The organism is Erwinia sp. PME.40.26/001, assembly GCF_055556675.1.
Genome location: NZ_JBVHNP010000006.1, coordinates 164,990 through 177,571, shown reverse-complemented (window position 1 = coordinate 177,571; position 12,582 = coordinate 164,990). Strand labels below are relative to the sequence as shown.

Below are 12,582 nucleotides of genomic sequence, written 5' to 3'. Positions count from 1 at the left end.
CCCTGTTTTTCCCCGTTCCGGCTCCCTGACCAAATCTGTTTTACTGATAATCCTCACGCGCTGGCGTAAAATTCTTATTATCCGCTTTTAGTTGTGGCGCAGACGTTAACCGCTGGTTAATCTGGATGCGTTGTACATGCATAGAAATCTGTCAGGAATGAATAAATATGAGTAATGCAGCAATCCGTATCGCCATTGTGGGTGCCTCCGGGCGCATGGGACGCCAGTTAATCCAGGCGACGGTACAGGCTGAGGGGGCGTGTCTGGGAGCCGCGCTGGTGCGTTCAGGATCTTCACTGGTCGGAGCCGATGCAGGCGAGCTGGCCGGTTGTGGTGCGCTGGGCGTGAACATCACCGATAACCTTGATGCGGTCGTCAATGACTTTGATGTGCTGGTCGACTTTACCCGGCCGGAGGCTTCACTGCACTATCTGGACTTTTGCCGCCAGCATAAAAAAGCGATGGTCATTGGAACCACGGGGTTTGATGAGGCGGGTAAAGCAGCCATTAAAGCGGCCTCAGCGGATATGGGGATCGTGTTTGCCGCTAACTTTAGCGTTGGCGTTAATCTGGTGCTGAAGCTGCTGGAGAAAGCGGCCAAAGTGATGGGCGATTACGCAGATATCGAAATTATTGAAGCGCACCATCGCCACAAAGTGGATGCGCCCTCAGGCACGGCGCTGGCGATGGGGGAGGCGATAGCAGACGCCATGAACTGGAACCTGAATGAGCATGCGGTCTATGCCCGTGAAGGCCACACCGGTGAACGCGAGGCACAGACCATTGGTTTTGCTACCGTACGTGCCGGTGACATCGTCGGTGAGCATACTGCGATGTTTGCAGATGTGGGGGAGCGGGTAGAGATAACTCACAAGGCTTCAAGCCGCATGACCTTTGCGAATGGCGCTATTCGTGCGGCAATGTGGTTGAGGTCGCATAAAAGCGGTCTTTATGACATGCGTAATGTGCTTAACCTTGATGATTTATAAGTGTTGTGTACCATCGTGATGTGGTTATTTCAATCATAAGTTTCTGATTGGGTGGGCAATAATTTTATTGCCCTTTTTGTTTTTTGTTAAAACTGGTCTTTAGGGTTTTTTAATCATCTAAACTGGCTTAATGTGTTATTTTCCTCGTTTATTTTCTCTCTTCTTACCTGTTTTTGACCATTTGGTCTGGTTTTTACCGTTAACCGCCATGAAATAATTTACACCGAGGCAGGCAACCGATTTTATCGCCAGGATATGTGGTGCTTTCAGGGTAAATGCTCCTGTTTTATCCTCAGTAAGCTAAAAATGACAGAAAAAGTGCCTCGCAGGGTAGACAACGGCGGGGGCGATCATTAGAATGCGCGCAATTTGCCAAAAACTGAGCAGTCAGGCAGTTTTTGCATTGATTTTGGGGTCATTCCTGAATTAATATGCAGATATTGTGACTGTTTATTCCCCTGGAGGATGTTTTGATTAAGTCAGCGCTACTGGTTCTGGAAGACGGAACCCAATTCCACGGTCGGGCCATCGGGGCAACCGGGTCGGCAGTGGGAGAAGTTGTTTTCAACACGTCAATGACCGGTTATCAAGAAATCCTCACTGATCCTTCCTATTCCCGCCAGATCGTCACTCTCACTTATCCCCATATCGGCAATGTCGGCACCAACTCCGCTGACGAAGAATCTTCTCAGGTACATGCAGCGGGTCTGGTTATCCGTGATTTACCGCTGATTGCCAGCAACTACCGCAATGAAGAAGGGCTGTCAGACTACCTGACCCGCCATAATATTGTCGCTATTGCCGATATTGATACGCGCAAGCTGACCCGCCTGCTGCGCGAAAAAGGGGCTCAGAACGGCTGTATCATCGCCGGAGACGCGCCGGATGCGGCAGAGGCACTGGCCAAAGCAAAAGCGTTCCCGGGCCTGAAGGGCATGGACCTGGCAAAAGAAGTCACTACGGCGGACGCCTACGCATGGCAGCAGGGGAGCTGGACGCTGGAAGGCGACCTGCCGGCACCCGCAGCGGATGCCGACCTGCCCTTCCACGTGGTGGCTTACGACTACGGCGTGAAGCGCAATATTCTGCGCATGCTGGTGGATCGGGGCTGCCGCCTGACGGTCGTTCCTGCGCAGACTTCTGCTGAGGACGTTCTGAAGCTGAACCCGGATGGTGTCTTCCTCTCTAATGGTCCCGGCGACCCGGAGCCATGCGATTACGCCATTACTGCAATCAAACGCCTGCTGGAAACCGATATTCCGGTGTTTGGTATCTGTCTGGGCCATCAGCTACTGGCTCTGGCCAGCGGCGCAAAAACGGTGAAGATGAAGCTCGGTCATCACGGCGGTAACCATCCGGTGAAAGATCACGATAACAACACCGTGATGATCACCGCCCAGAACCACGGTTTTGCGGTTGACGACAGCAACCTGCCGGCAAACCTGCGCGTGACCCATACTTCACTCTTTGATCATACGGTTCAGGGTATTCACCGCACCGATAAAGCTGCCTTCAGCTTCCAGGGCCATCCGGAAGCCAGCCCGGGTCCGCACGATGCTGCCCCGTTGTTCGATCACTTTATCGAACTGATTAAAGCCGCGAAATAAGATCGGGAGAGAAAGAAAATGCCAAAACGTACAGACATAAAAAGTATCCTGATCCTGGGCGCTGGCCCGATTGTCATCGGCCAGGCCTGCGAATTCGACTATTCCGGAGCTCAGGCCTGTAAAGCGCTGCGTGAAGAGGGTTACCGCGTTATTCTGGTGAACTCTAACCCGGCCACTATCATGACCGACCCGGACATGGCCGATGCGACCTACATTGAGCCGATTCACTGGGAAGTCGTGCGCAAGATCATCGAAAAAGAGCGCCCGGATGCGGTATTACCGACAATGGGCGGCCAGACGGCGCTGAACTGTGCGCTGGAACTGGAGCGTCAGGGCGTGCTGGCCGAATTTGGCGTCACCATGATCGGTGCCACCGCTGATGCGATTGATAAAGCAGAGGATCGTCGCCGTTTCGACGTGGCGATGAAGAAAATTGGTCTCGATACCGCCCGTTCCGGTATTGCACACACCATGGAAGAAGCGCTGGCCGTGGCTGCTGACGTCGGCTTCCCGTGCATCATTCGTCCTTCCTTTACGATGGGTGGCACCGGTGGCGGTATTGCTTACAATCGCGAAGAGTTCGAAGAGATTTGTGAGCGCGGTCTCGATCTGTCACCGACGAATGAGCTGCTGATTGATGAGTCGCTGATTGGCTGGAAAGAGTACGAGATGGAAGTGGTGCGTGATAAAAACGACAACTGCATCATCGTCTGCTCCATCGAAAACTTTGATGCCATGGGCATCCACACAGGTGACTCCATTACCGTTGCGCCCGCACAGACGCTGACCGATAAAGAGTACCAGATCATGCGTAACGCTTCGCTGGCGGTGCTGCGTGAAATCGGTGTGGAAACCGGCGGATCTAACGTACAGTTCTCCGTTAACCCGGAGAATGGCCGCCTGATCGTCATCGAGATGAATCCGCGCGTGTCACGTTCTTCCGCGCTGGCTTCGAAAGCAACCGGGTTCCCGATTGCTAAAATCGCCGCCAAGCTGGCGGTGGGCTTTACGCTGGATGAGCTGACTAACGACATTACCGGTGGCCTGACCCCGGCCTCGTTTGAGCCGTCCATCGACTACGTTGTCACCAAAATTCCACGTTTCAACTTTGAAAAATTTGCCGGGGCCAATGACCGTCTGACCACGCAGATGAAATCCGTCGGTGAGGTGATGGCGATTGGCCGCACTCTGCAGGAATCAATGCAGAAAGCGCTGCGTGGCCTTGAAGTTGGCGCTCACGGTTTCGACCCGAAAGTGGACCTGAATGACCCGGAAGCACTGACCACTATCCGCCGCGAGCTGAAAGATGCTGGCTGCGACCGTATCTGGTACATCGCCGATGCCTTCCGCGCCGGGATGAGCGTGGATGATGTTTTTGCGCTGACCAACGTTGACCGCTGGTTCCTGGTGCAGATTGAAGAGCTGGTGACGCTGGAAAATCAGGTCGCAGAGCAGGGCATTAACGGCCTGAGCTATGACTTCCTGCGCACGCTGAAGCGCAAGGGCTTTGCCGATGCGCGCCTGGCGGATGTGGCTGGCGTGTCTGAAGCGGAAATCCGTGCGCTGCGCGAGCAGCATAACCTGCATCCGGTGTATAAGCGTGTTGATACCTGTGCAGCGGAGTTCTCGACCAATACCGCCTACATGTACTCTACCTATGAAGAAGAGTGCGAAGCGAACCCGAATCAGGACCGTGACAAGATCATGGTGCTGGGCGGCGGTCCGAACCGTATCGGGCAGGGCATTGAGTTTGACTACTGCTGCGTTCATGCCTCGCTGGCGCTGCGTGAAGACGGCTTCGAGACCATCATGGTCAACTGTAACCCGGAAACCGTATCGACCGACTACGACACCTCTGATCGTCTGTACTTCGAGCCAGTGACCCTGGAAGACGTGCTGGAAATCGTGCGCATCGAGAAGCCAAAAGGCGTTATCGTGCAGTACGGTGGCCAGACCCCACTGAAGCTGGCGCGCGCGCTGGAAGCCGCCGGTGTGCCGGTTATCGGTACCAGCCCGGATGCCATTGACCGTGCTGAAGACCGCGAACGTTTCCAGCAGGCCGTTGAGCGCCTGGGCCTGAAGCAGCCGGCCAATGCCACCGTCACCGCCATCGATATGGCCGTCGAAAAGGCGGCGCTGATTGGCTATCCGCTGGTGGTGCGTCCGTCTTACGTGCTGGGTGGCCGGGCGATGGAAATCGTGTACGACGAAATTGACCTGAAGCGCTACTTTAACACCGCGGTCTCTGTTTCTAACGACGCGCCGGTCCTGCTGGACCGCTTCCTTGACGATGCGGTTGAAGTCGACGTAGATGCGATCTGCGACGGTGAGCAGGTGCTGATCGGCGGTATCATGGAACACATTGAGCAGGCCGGTGTCCACTCCGGTGACTCGGCGTGTTCCCTGCCAGCCTACACGCTGAGTCAGGAAATCCAGGACGTTATGCGTGAGCAGGTGAAAAAGCTGGCGTTTGAGCTGGGCGTACGCGGCCTGATGAACGTGCAGTTTGCGGTGAAGGATAATGAAGTTTACCTGATTGAGGTGAACCCGCGTGCCGCCCGTACCGTGCCGTTTGTCTCCAAAGCGACCGGCATGCCGCTGGCGAAGGTGGCTGCACGCGTGATGGCCGGTAAAACACTGGCTGCCCAGGGCGTGACCAAAGAGATTATCCCGCCGTACTACTCGGTGAAAGAAGTGGTGCTGCCGTTTAACAAGTTCCAGGGCGTTGACCCGATCCTTGGCCCGGAGATGCGTTCAACCGGCGAAGTGATGGGTGTAGGTCGTACCTTTGCTGAAGCGTTCTGCAAGGCGATGCTGGGCGCACAGAGCAACATGAAGAAAAGTGGCCGTGCGCTGCTGTCGGTGCGCGAAGGTGATAAAAAACGCATCGTTGAGCTGGCGCAACGTCTGCAGGACTTTGGTTTTGAACTGGATGCCACCGCCGGCACTGCCGACGTGCTGAAGGCCGCCGGGATTGCCGTGCGTCAGGTCAATAAGGTGCACGAAGGCCGGCCTCACATTCAGGACCGGGTGAAAAACGGGGAATATGTCTACATCGTCAACACCACGGCAGGGCGTCAGGCGATTGAGGACTCCAAGCTGATCCGCCGCAGTGCCCTGCAGTACAAGGTGCACTACGACACCACGCTGAACGGTGCATTCGCCACCACGACCTCCCTGCACTCCAGCGCGACGGATCAGGTGATTTCCGTACAGGAGATGCACGCGCAGATTAACGCGTAATCTCGCTGGTAAGAAGGGGCTGACTCTGGCCCGTTCTGCTACTGTAAGGCCGATCTGACGATCGGCCTTTTTTTTGACTTAGAATTGTTACAGGAATTACGGGTTTTGTGATCTCCGCCATTGCAGCATCTTCTGCATCCTATAGTATTGTCCAGGCTCGATTTTTTACATTGTGGGCTGAATGAACAGCCAATTTGATAGCCAAGATTATAGGGAAATGATGATGAAAAAAATTGTACTGGCCACGCTGATCGGTGCAGTGATGTCGCAGTTTGCATATGCGGCAAAAGATGTGACAACGAAACCTGATGTTTACTTCCTGAAAGAGTCGCAGTCGATTGACAGCCTGGCGCTGTTGCCTCCCCCTCCCGCGATGGACAGTATTGAGTTCCTGAATGATAAAACGCAGTACGATGTGGGCAAAATGCTGCGCAATACGCCGCGAGGGAAGCAGGCGTGGAAAGATGCCAATGTCGAGGGCGATGGCGTAGCCGAAGCGTTCTCAGAGGCTTACGGCATGACGATTTCGCCAGAGAAAACCCCTGAGCAGTATCGTCTGGTGAAGAAAATGCGTGAAGATGCGGGCGATCTGGCGACGCGCAGCGCCAAAGAGCATTACATGCGCATCCGGCCGTTTGCGTTCTATCACGAAGCGACCTGTCGCTCCGATGATGAAGGCAAGCTCTCTACCAACGGCTCTTACCCTTCCGGGCATACCACTATCGGCTGGGCAACGGCGCTGGTGCTGTCTGAAATTAATACCGAACGGCAGGGGCAGATTTTACAGCGGGGCTATGAGATGGGGCAAAGTCGTGTCATCTGCGGGTATCACTGGCAGAGTGACGTCACCGCCGCCCGCGTCGTTGCGTCGGCTATTGTAGCGCGCCTGCACGCTGAGCCTACCTTCGTTACTCAGCTGCAAAAAGCCAAAGACGAATTTAAACGCCTGAAGGGCAGCACACATTAAGAGCCCTTTCGCGGGCGGTCTGTTTTCCTCCCGCTGTTAACAGAACGGTGAGGGAGCCTTTATCAGCTCCCTCCACCGCCCATCAGGACAGCGCCACCTTAATCCCCAGGGCGATCAGCACGCCGCCGAGCAGCTTATCAACGATACGCTGGGCTTTTGCCAGCCCGCGACGCACCGGGCCACTCTGTATCAGCATCACCAGCAGCGGCCACCAGAGCATGGACAGGCCGAGGATAATACCCGCATACAGCAGCTTCTCGTGAAGGCTGGAGTTGACGCTAAGAACCTGCGTAAAGATCGACAGGAAAAACAGCGTCGCTTTGGGATTCAGCAGATTACACAGATAACCCTGTAAAAAGGCCTTTTTCAGTGAGGTTTGCTCGGGTGTCACATTGCTGAGATCCATCTTGCTGCCGCCGCGCGACAGCAGGGCCTGAATACCGATATAGATCAGGTAGGCAGCACCGGCATACTTGAGCAGCATAAACAGCCACGGTGTCGTGGTGATGACCACGGCCAGTCCGGCCACGCAGTAAGCCATATGGGTGGCAACGGCACAGTTTACCCCCAGTGCGCTCATCAGGGCGGCGCTGCGACGGTAACGTGCGGCATTTTTGATAATCAGAAAAAAGTCAGGGCCGGGGGAAAGCATTCCCAGCACCACAATGGTGGCGACGAATAAGCTGGTTTCTAACATAGTGAAGGTCTTTAGCTGGTTGAGCGGCAGATTCTACCATGTCTCCTTATTTTGTGCGGCGAAAAATAGGCGGAAGGTGATACAACCGATACCCTGAAAAACCTTTACCGAATATCCTCCGCTTACCTATCGACGAAAGTTTCGCCTTTACGTATGATGGCGCCAATTTTACCCCCTGCTGAGTTTGATATGATGATTAGCCTGATTGCAGCCCTTGCGGCCGACCGCGTTATTGGGATGGAAAACGCCATGCCGTGGCACTTGCCTGCCGACCTGGCATGGTTCAAAAAGCACACCCTCAACAAACCGGTGATTATGGGCCGTCGCACCTGGGAGTCTATTGGTCGTCCGCTGCCGGGCCGTCTGAACATCGTTATCAGCAGCCAGAAAGGCGACGCAGAGGGGGTGACCTGGGTGACCTCGATTGATGAGGCGCTGAAAACGGCGGGTGAGGTTGAGGAAGTGATGGTGATCGGCGGTGGGCGTATTTATGAGCAATTACTGCCGCGTGCAGACCGGTTGTATCTGACTCATATTGATGCGGAAGTCGAAGGGGACACGCATTTCCCGGACTATGAGCCGGATGAGTGGCAGTCCGGGTTCAGCGAGTTCCACGATGCGGATGAGAAGAACTCTCACAGCTTCTGCTTCGAAATTCTGGATCGTCGTTAACCGGCCGGGGCGGACGCATTGTAGCGGTCCGCCCGACCCGGGCGTTATTAACGTTCGCGGTTGGACGCCTGGGTAAAGACCCGCTTATCTTCCCAGCGCAGCATCGTCAGCGTGCCGCCCCAGCAGCAGCCGGTATCCAGAGCAATTACCCCTTCCGGCGTGCCTTTCCCCTCCAGCGAAGCCCAGTGACCAAACACGATGGTATAATCGCGTGATACCGCTCCGGGGATGCTGAACCACGGTTTTAACGGCGGGGGCGCGCTGTCCGGTGCCTCTTTCGCGATCATATCCAGCTGGCCGTTCGGGAAGCAAAAACGCATCCGCGTCAGGGCATTGGTGCTGAAGCGTAAGCGCGCCAGTCCCGTCAGTTCAGGGGACCAGTTATTGGGCATATCACCGTACATGGCATCCAGGAACAGTGGATAGGTATCGCTGCTGAGTACGGCTTCCACTTCACGCGCACAGCTTTGTGCCGTTTCAATGTCCCACTGCGGGGTGATCCCGGCGTGGGCCATGACCAGCTTTTTTTCCTCATCAACCTGAAGCAGTGGCTGGCGACGAAGCCAGTTGATCAGCAGATCAGCGTCAGGGGCTTCCAGCAGCGGGGTGATACGGTCTTTGGGTTTATTGCGGCTGATGCCTGCATACACCGCCAGCAGGTGCAGGTCATGGTTGCCCAGCACCAGCCTGACGCTGTCGCCCAGATAGCGAACAAAACGCAGAACGTCCAGCGAGTCAGGCCCACGGGCCACCAGGTCTCCGGTCAGCCAGAGCCGATCGGACGCCGGGTCAAACTGCACCTGATCAAGGAGCGATCGCAACTCGTCGTAGCAACCGTGGACATCACCGATTAAATAAGTGCTCATGCAAAAAAGGCCGGTTTAATGGATATGGGTGGCAATCGCCAGACGGAAGACCGGGATATCAACAACGAACGGTTTACCGTCGGCATCGAGCATCTGATAGTGGCCCTGCATGGTTCCCATCGGGGTTTCGAGTATCGCCCCGCTGGTGTACTGAAACTCGCCGCCGGGCTCGATGTGTGGCTGTTCGCCCACCACGCCTTCGCCCTGAACTTCGGTTTCACGGCCGTTACCGTTGGTAATTAACCAGTAACGGCCGATGAGCTGAACCGGGATACGCCCGAGATTACGAACAGTGATGGTGTAAGCAAACACGTAACGTTCTTCATCAGGTGCAGACTGCGACGCGATGTAAGCGCTTTGTACCTGAACACAGACTTTGGGCGTATCGTTCATACTCAGTTCTCCTGCGGCTGAGGATGCGCAGTCAACCAGTTCGCCAGACGGCAATATTGTGCAACGCTGATATTCTCTGCACGCAGCGTCGGATCAATCTCCATTTCTGCCAGTGCGTCGGCAGAGAACAGATGACCCAGGCTGTTGCGCAGCGTCTTACGACGTTTGCCGAAGGCTTCTGTGGTGATGCGGCTCAGGGCACGAATATCGTCAACCGGGTGGGGGATCTGCGCATACGGCATCAGACGCACCACGGCGGAATCGACTTTGGGTGCCGGGGTAAAGGATTCGGGTGGCACTTCCAGCACCGGGATCACCTGGCAGTAGTACTGCGCCATAACGGTCAGACGACCATAGGCTTTGCTACCAGGACCGGCCACCAGACGATTCACCACTTCTTTTTGCAGCATAAAGTGCATGTCCTGGATGGCACCGGTATAGCTGAACAGGTGGAACATCAGCGGCGTGGAAATGTTATACGGCAGGTTGCCAAACACGCGCAGCTTTTGCCCCTTTTCCTGGGCATAGGCGGCGAAATCGAAGGCCATGGCATCTTGCTGGAAAATGGTCAGCTTGGGGCCAAGAAAAGGGTGGGTCTGCAAACGGGCGGCCAGGTCACGGTCAATTTCAATGACCGTCATGGCATCCAGACGTTCGCCTACCGGTTCGGTAAGCGCAGCAAGACCGGGACCGATTTCAACTACCGCTTCACCCTTCTGTGGGTGGATGGCGTTGACAATGCTTTCGATAATGTACGGATCGTTAAGGAAGTTCTGTCCAAAACGTTTGCGGGCAAAGTGGCCCTGGTGAACGCGACTATTCATTACTGCTCTTAATCATGGTAATGGCGAGGTTAAGCGCCGTCTTAAAGCTGCCCGCATCAGCCTGGCCGCTTCCGGCCAGCTCAAGAGCTGTACCATGGTCAACAGACGTGCGGATAAATGGCAGACCGAGGGTGATATTCACCGCCCGACCAAAGCCCTGATATTTTAGCACCGGAAGCCCCTGATCGTGATACATCGCCAGCACCGCATCGGCATGTTGCAGATATTTCGGCTGGAACAGCGTATCAGCAGGCAGTGGACCGGTCAGCCGTATCCCGCGCTGACGAAGTTCTTCCAGCGCCGGGATAATGACATCAATCTCTTCACGACCCATATGGCCGCCTTCACCCGCATGCGGGTTCAGACCGCAGACAAAAATATGCGGCGCAGGGAGGCCAAACTGGCGTTGCAGATCCGCATTCAGGATGGTGATCACCTCATGCAGGCTGTCACGGGTGATGTTGTCCGCAACCTCTTTTAGCGGCAGATGGGTGGTGGCCAGCGCCACGCGCAGCTCCTCCGTTGCCAGCATCATCACCACGCGTTCGCACCCGGCACGTTCAGCGAAGAATTCAGTATGCCCGCTGAAAGGAATGCCGGCATCGTTAATTACGCCCTTGTGGACCGGTCCGGTAACTAACGCCGCAAACTCGCCGTTCAGGCAGCCATCGCAGGCACGGGCAAGCGTGGCCAGCACGTACTGACCGTTCGCTACGCAAAGCTCACCGGGTATGGCAGGCTGCGCCAGCGGCAGTGGCAGCACGGTAAGGGTGCCAGCCTGCTGTGGCACAGCGGGATAATCCGGCTGATAAGGTCGCAGCGTCAGGGGTAAATGCAAAGCTGCCGCGCGGGTGCGCAGCAGCTCGGGGTCGGCACAGACAACCAGCTCAACCGGCCAGTCTTGCCGGGCCAGCTGAACGATTAAGTCCGGACCAATCCCGGCGGGTTCGCCGGGAGTGATCGCCACGCGTTGGCTACTGTGCATTCGGATCCAGAATCTTCACGTAGGCGGCCGCGCGCTGTTCCTGCATCCAGGTCTGCGCTTCTTCCGAGAACTTACGGTTGAACAGCAGGCGGTAAGCACGCTCTTTTTTCGCCGCATCGGTCTTATCGACTTTACGGGTGTCCATCAGCTGGATCAGGTGCCAGCCGAAGGAAGAGTGAACCGGACCGCTCATCTGGCCTTTCTGCAGGCGGAGCAGGGCATCACGGAAAGCCGGGTCAAACACTTCCGGTGAGCTCCAGCCGAGATCGCCGCCCTGGTTCGCTGAACCGGGATCCTGCGACAGCTGTTTCGCCGCATCGGCGAAGGTCAGCTTGCCGCTTTTGATCTCGGCGGCCACTTCCTGCAGCTTCTGGCGTGCCTGATCGTCAGTCATGATCGGGGAGGGTTTCAGCAGGATATGGCGTGCATGAACCTCGGTCACTGAGATGCTCTGGTTATCACCGCGCATATCGTTCACTTTCAGGATATGGAAACCCACACCCGAACGGATCGGACCAATGATGTCGCCTTTCTTCGCCGTCACCAGTGCCTGTGCAAACAGGGATGGCAGCTCCTGAATACGGCCCCAGCCCATATTGCCGCCTTTCAGCGCCTGTGGATCGGCGGAGTAGGTGATTGCCAGCTTGCCAAAATCAGCGCCGGATTTCGCTTCGCCAGCCAGCTGTTTGGCCAGGCTCTCCTGGTCATCCACCTGCTGCTGAGTCGGATTCTCCGGCAGGGGCAGCAGAATGTGGCTGAGGTTCAGCTCCGTACCGGCATCATTCTGCGACGCCAGCTGCGTGGCGAGCTGATCCACTTCCTGAGGCAGGATGGTAACGCGGCGGCGAACTTCGTTATTGCGCACTTCTGAGGTGAGCATCTCTTTACGGATCTGTTCACGGTAGGTGGCATAGTTCAAACCATCGTAAGCCAGACGGCTGCGCAACTGATCGACACTCATTTTGTTCTGAGCGGCAATGTTACCGATAGCCTGATCCAGCTGGGCATCGGACACCTGAATACCGGCCTGTTTTGCCATTTGCAGCAAAATATTATCCATCACCAGACGTTCCAGGATCTGGTGGCGCAGGGTTTTGTCATCCGGTAGCTGCTGACCCGCCTGCTGCGACTGGCCTTTCACGGACTGCATCATGCCATCCACATCACTTTCCAACACTACGCCGTTATTCACTACGGCAGCAACTTTATCAACAACTTGCGGGGCTGCGAACGCCGTGTTGGCTGTCAGGGCTGCACCGAGGATCAGCATTCTCCAGTTCTTCATACTTTTTCCATTCTTCTATCCGCACTGCGGGTTTGCCTACCAAACATGACAACA

11 protein-coding genes are annotated in these 12,582 nt (G+C 55.8%); 5 read left to right on the top strand and 6 right to left on the bottom strand.

Annotation, left to right across the window (positions count from 1 at the left end):
• Nucleotides 1-167: 167 nt before the first annotated feature.
• From dapB to ACZ3HG_RS17270, 4 genes are all read left to right on the top strand, one after another.
• Nucleotides 168-989 (top strand): 4-hydroxy-tetrahydrodipicolinate reductase, encoded by an 822-nt coding sequence (dapB, locus tag ACZ3HG_RS17285; protein WP_465333543.1) that lies wholly within the window; start codon nucleotides 168-170, stop codon nucleotides 987-989.
• 470 nt (nucleotides 990-1,459) lie between these two features.
• Nucleotides 1,460-2,596, top strand: a complete 1,137-nt coding sequence (gene carA / locus ACZ3HG_RS17280; RefSeq protein WP_191934182.1) for a glutamine-hydrolyzing carbamoyl-phosphate synthase small subunit — start codon at nucleotides 1,460-1,462, stop codon at nucleotides 2,594-2,596.
• Between the two features lie 18 nt (nucleotides 2,597-2,614).
• On the top strand, nucleotides 2,615-5,839 hold the full coding sequence (carB, locus tag ACZ3HG_RS17275; protein ID WP_465333541.1) for a carbamoyl-phosphate synthase large subunit: 3,225 nt from the start codon (nucleotides 2,615-2,617) through the stop codon (nucleotides 5,837-5,839).
• A 223-nt stretch (nucleotides 5,840-6,062) separates the two neighbouring features.
• Nucleotides 6,063-6,806 (top strand): acid phosphatase, encoded by a 744-nt coding sequence (locus ACZ3HG_RS17270; RefSeq protein WP_191934180.1) that lies wholly within the window; start codon nucleotides 6,063-6,065, stop codon nucleotides 6,804-6,806.
• A gap of 82 nt (nucleotides 6,807-6,888) precedes the next feature.
• Here the strand turns inward: ACZ3HG_RS17270 and ACZ3HG_RS17265 are convergent, their stop codons facing one another.
• Nucleotides 6,889-7,503: a LysE family translocator gene (locus ACZ3HG_RS17265; RefSeq protein ID WP_191934179.1), complete on the bottom strand. Its 615-nt coding sequence runs from the start codon at nucleotides 7,501-7,503 to the stop codon at nucleotides 6,889-6,891.
• Nucleotides 7,504-7,692: 189 nt separating this feature from the next.
• Between ACZ3HG_RS17265 and folA the strand changes: the two genes are divergently transcribed.
• A complete protein-coding gene (folA, locus tag ACZ3HG_RS17260; protein ID WP_191934178.1) occupies nucleotides 7,693-8,175 on the top strand; it encodes a type 3 dihydrofolate reductase in 483 nt (160 codons plus the stop codon).
• Between the two features lie 47 nt (nucleotides 8,176-8,222).
• Here the strand turns inward: folA and apaH are convergent, their stop codons facing one another.
• Genes apaH through surA form a run of 5 tightly spaced genes read right to left on the bottom strand, consistent with a single transcriptional unit; the run spans nucleotide 8,223 to nucleotide 12,528 of the window.
• Nucleotides 8,223-9,041, bottom strand: a complete 819-nt coding sequence (gene apaH, locus ACZ3HG_RS17255) for a bis(5'-nucleosyl)-tetraphosphatase (symmetrical) ApaH (RefSeq protein WP_191934177.1) — start codon at nucleotides 9,039-9,041, stop codon at nucleotides 8,223-8,225.
• 15 nt (nucleotides 9,042-9,056) lie between these two features.
• Nucleotides 9,057-9,434 (bottom strand): Co2+/Mg2+ efflux protein ApaG, encoded by a 378-nt coding sequence (gene apaG / locus ACZ3HG_RS17250; protein ID WP_191934176.1) that lies wholly within the window; start codon nucleotides 9,432-9,434, stop codon nucleotides 9,057-9,059.
• Between the two features lie 2 nt (nucleotides 9,435-9,436).
• On the bottom strand, nucleotides 9,437-10,258 hold the full coding sequence (rsmA, locus tag ACZ3HG_RS17245; RefSeq protein WP_191934175.1) for a 16S rRNA (adenine(1518)-N(6)/adenine(1519)-N(6))-dimethyltransferase RsmA: 822 nt from the start codon (nucleotides 10,256-10,258) through the stop codon (nucleotides 9,437-9,439).
• Entirely contained in the window at nucleotides 10,251-11,243 is a 993-nt protein-coding gene (gene pdxA, locus ACZ3HG_RS17240; protein ID WP_191934174.1) for a 4-hydroxythreonine-4-phosphate dehydrogenase PdxA, read from the bottom strand. The genes rsmA and pdxA overlap by 8 nt, the downstream gene beginning before the upstream one ends.
• Nucleotides 11,233-12,528 carry a peptidylprolyl isomerase SurA gene (gene surA / locus ACZ3HG_RS17235; RefSeq protein WP_465333537.1) on the bottom strand — a complete coding sequence of 432 codons (1,296 nt, stop codon included), beginning with the start codon at nucleotides 12,526-12,528 and terminating at the stop codon, nucleotides 11,233-11,235. Before surA ends, pdxA begins: the two co-directional genes overlap by 11 nt.
• Nucleotides 12,529-12,582 lie beyond the last annotated feature (54 nt).

Bases quoted from the DNA above. Each gene is read 5' to 3' on its own strand.
- dapB (WP_465333543.1), top strand. From the start codon at position 168: ATGAGTAATGCAGCAATCCGTATCGCCATTGTGGGTGCCTCCGGGCGC.
- carB (WP_465333541.1), top strand. From the start codon at position 2,615: ATGCCAAAACGTACAGACATAAAAAGTATCCTGATCCTGGGCGCTGGC.
- ACZ3HG_RS17270 (WP_191934180.1), top strand. From the start codon at position 6,063: ATGAAAAAAATTGTACTGGCCACGCTGATCGGTGCAGTGATGTCGCAG.
- ACZ3HG_RS17265 (WP_191934179.1), bottom strand. From the start codon at position 7,503: ATGTTAGAAACCAGCTTATTCGTCGCCACCATTGTGGTGCTGGGAATG.
- folA (WP_191934178.1), top strand. From the start codon at position 7,693: ATGATGATTAGCCTGATTGCAGCCCTTGCGGCCGACCGCGTTATTGGG.
- apaH (WP_191934177.1), bottom strand. From the start codon at position 9,041: ATGAGCACTTATTTAATCGGTGATGTCCACGGTTGCTACGACGAGTTG.
- apaG (WP_191934176.1), bottom strand. From the start codon at position 9,434: ATGAACGATACGCCCAAAGTCTGTGTTCAGGTACAAAGCGCTTACATC.
- rsmA (WP_191934175.1), bottom strand. From the start codon at position 10,258: ATGAATAGTCGCGTTCACCAGGGCCACTTTGCCCGCAAACGTTTTGGA.
- pdxA (WP_191934174.1), bottom strand. From the start codon at position 11,243: ATGCACAGTAGCCAACGCGTGGCGATCACTCCCGGCGAACCCGCCGGG.
- surA (WP_465333537.1), bottom strand. From the start codon at position 12,528: ATGAAGAACTGGAGAATGCTGATCCTCGGTGCAGCCCTGACAGCCAAC.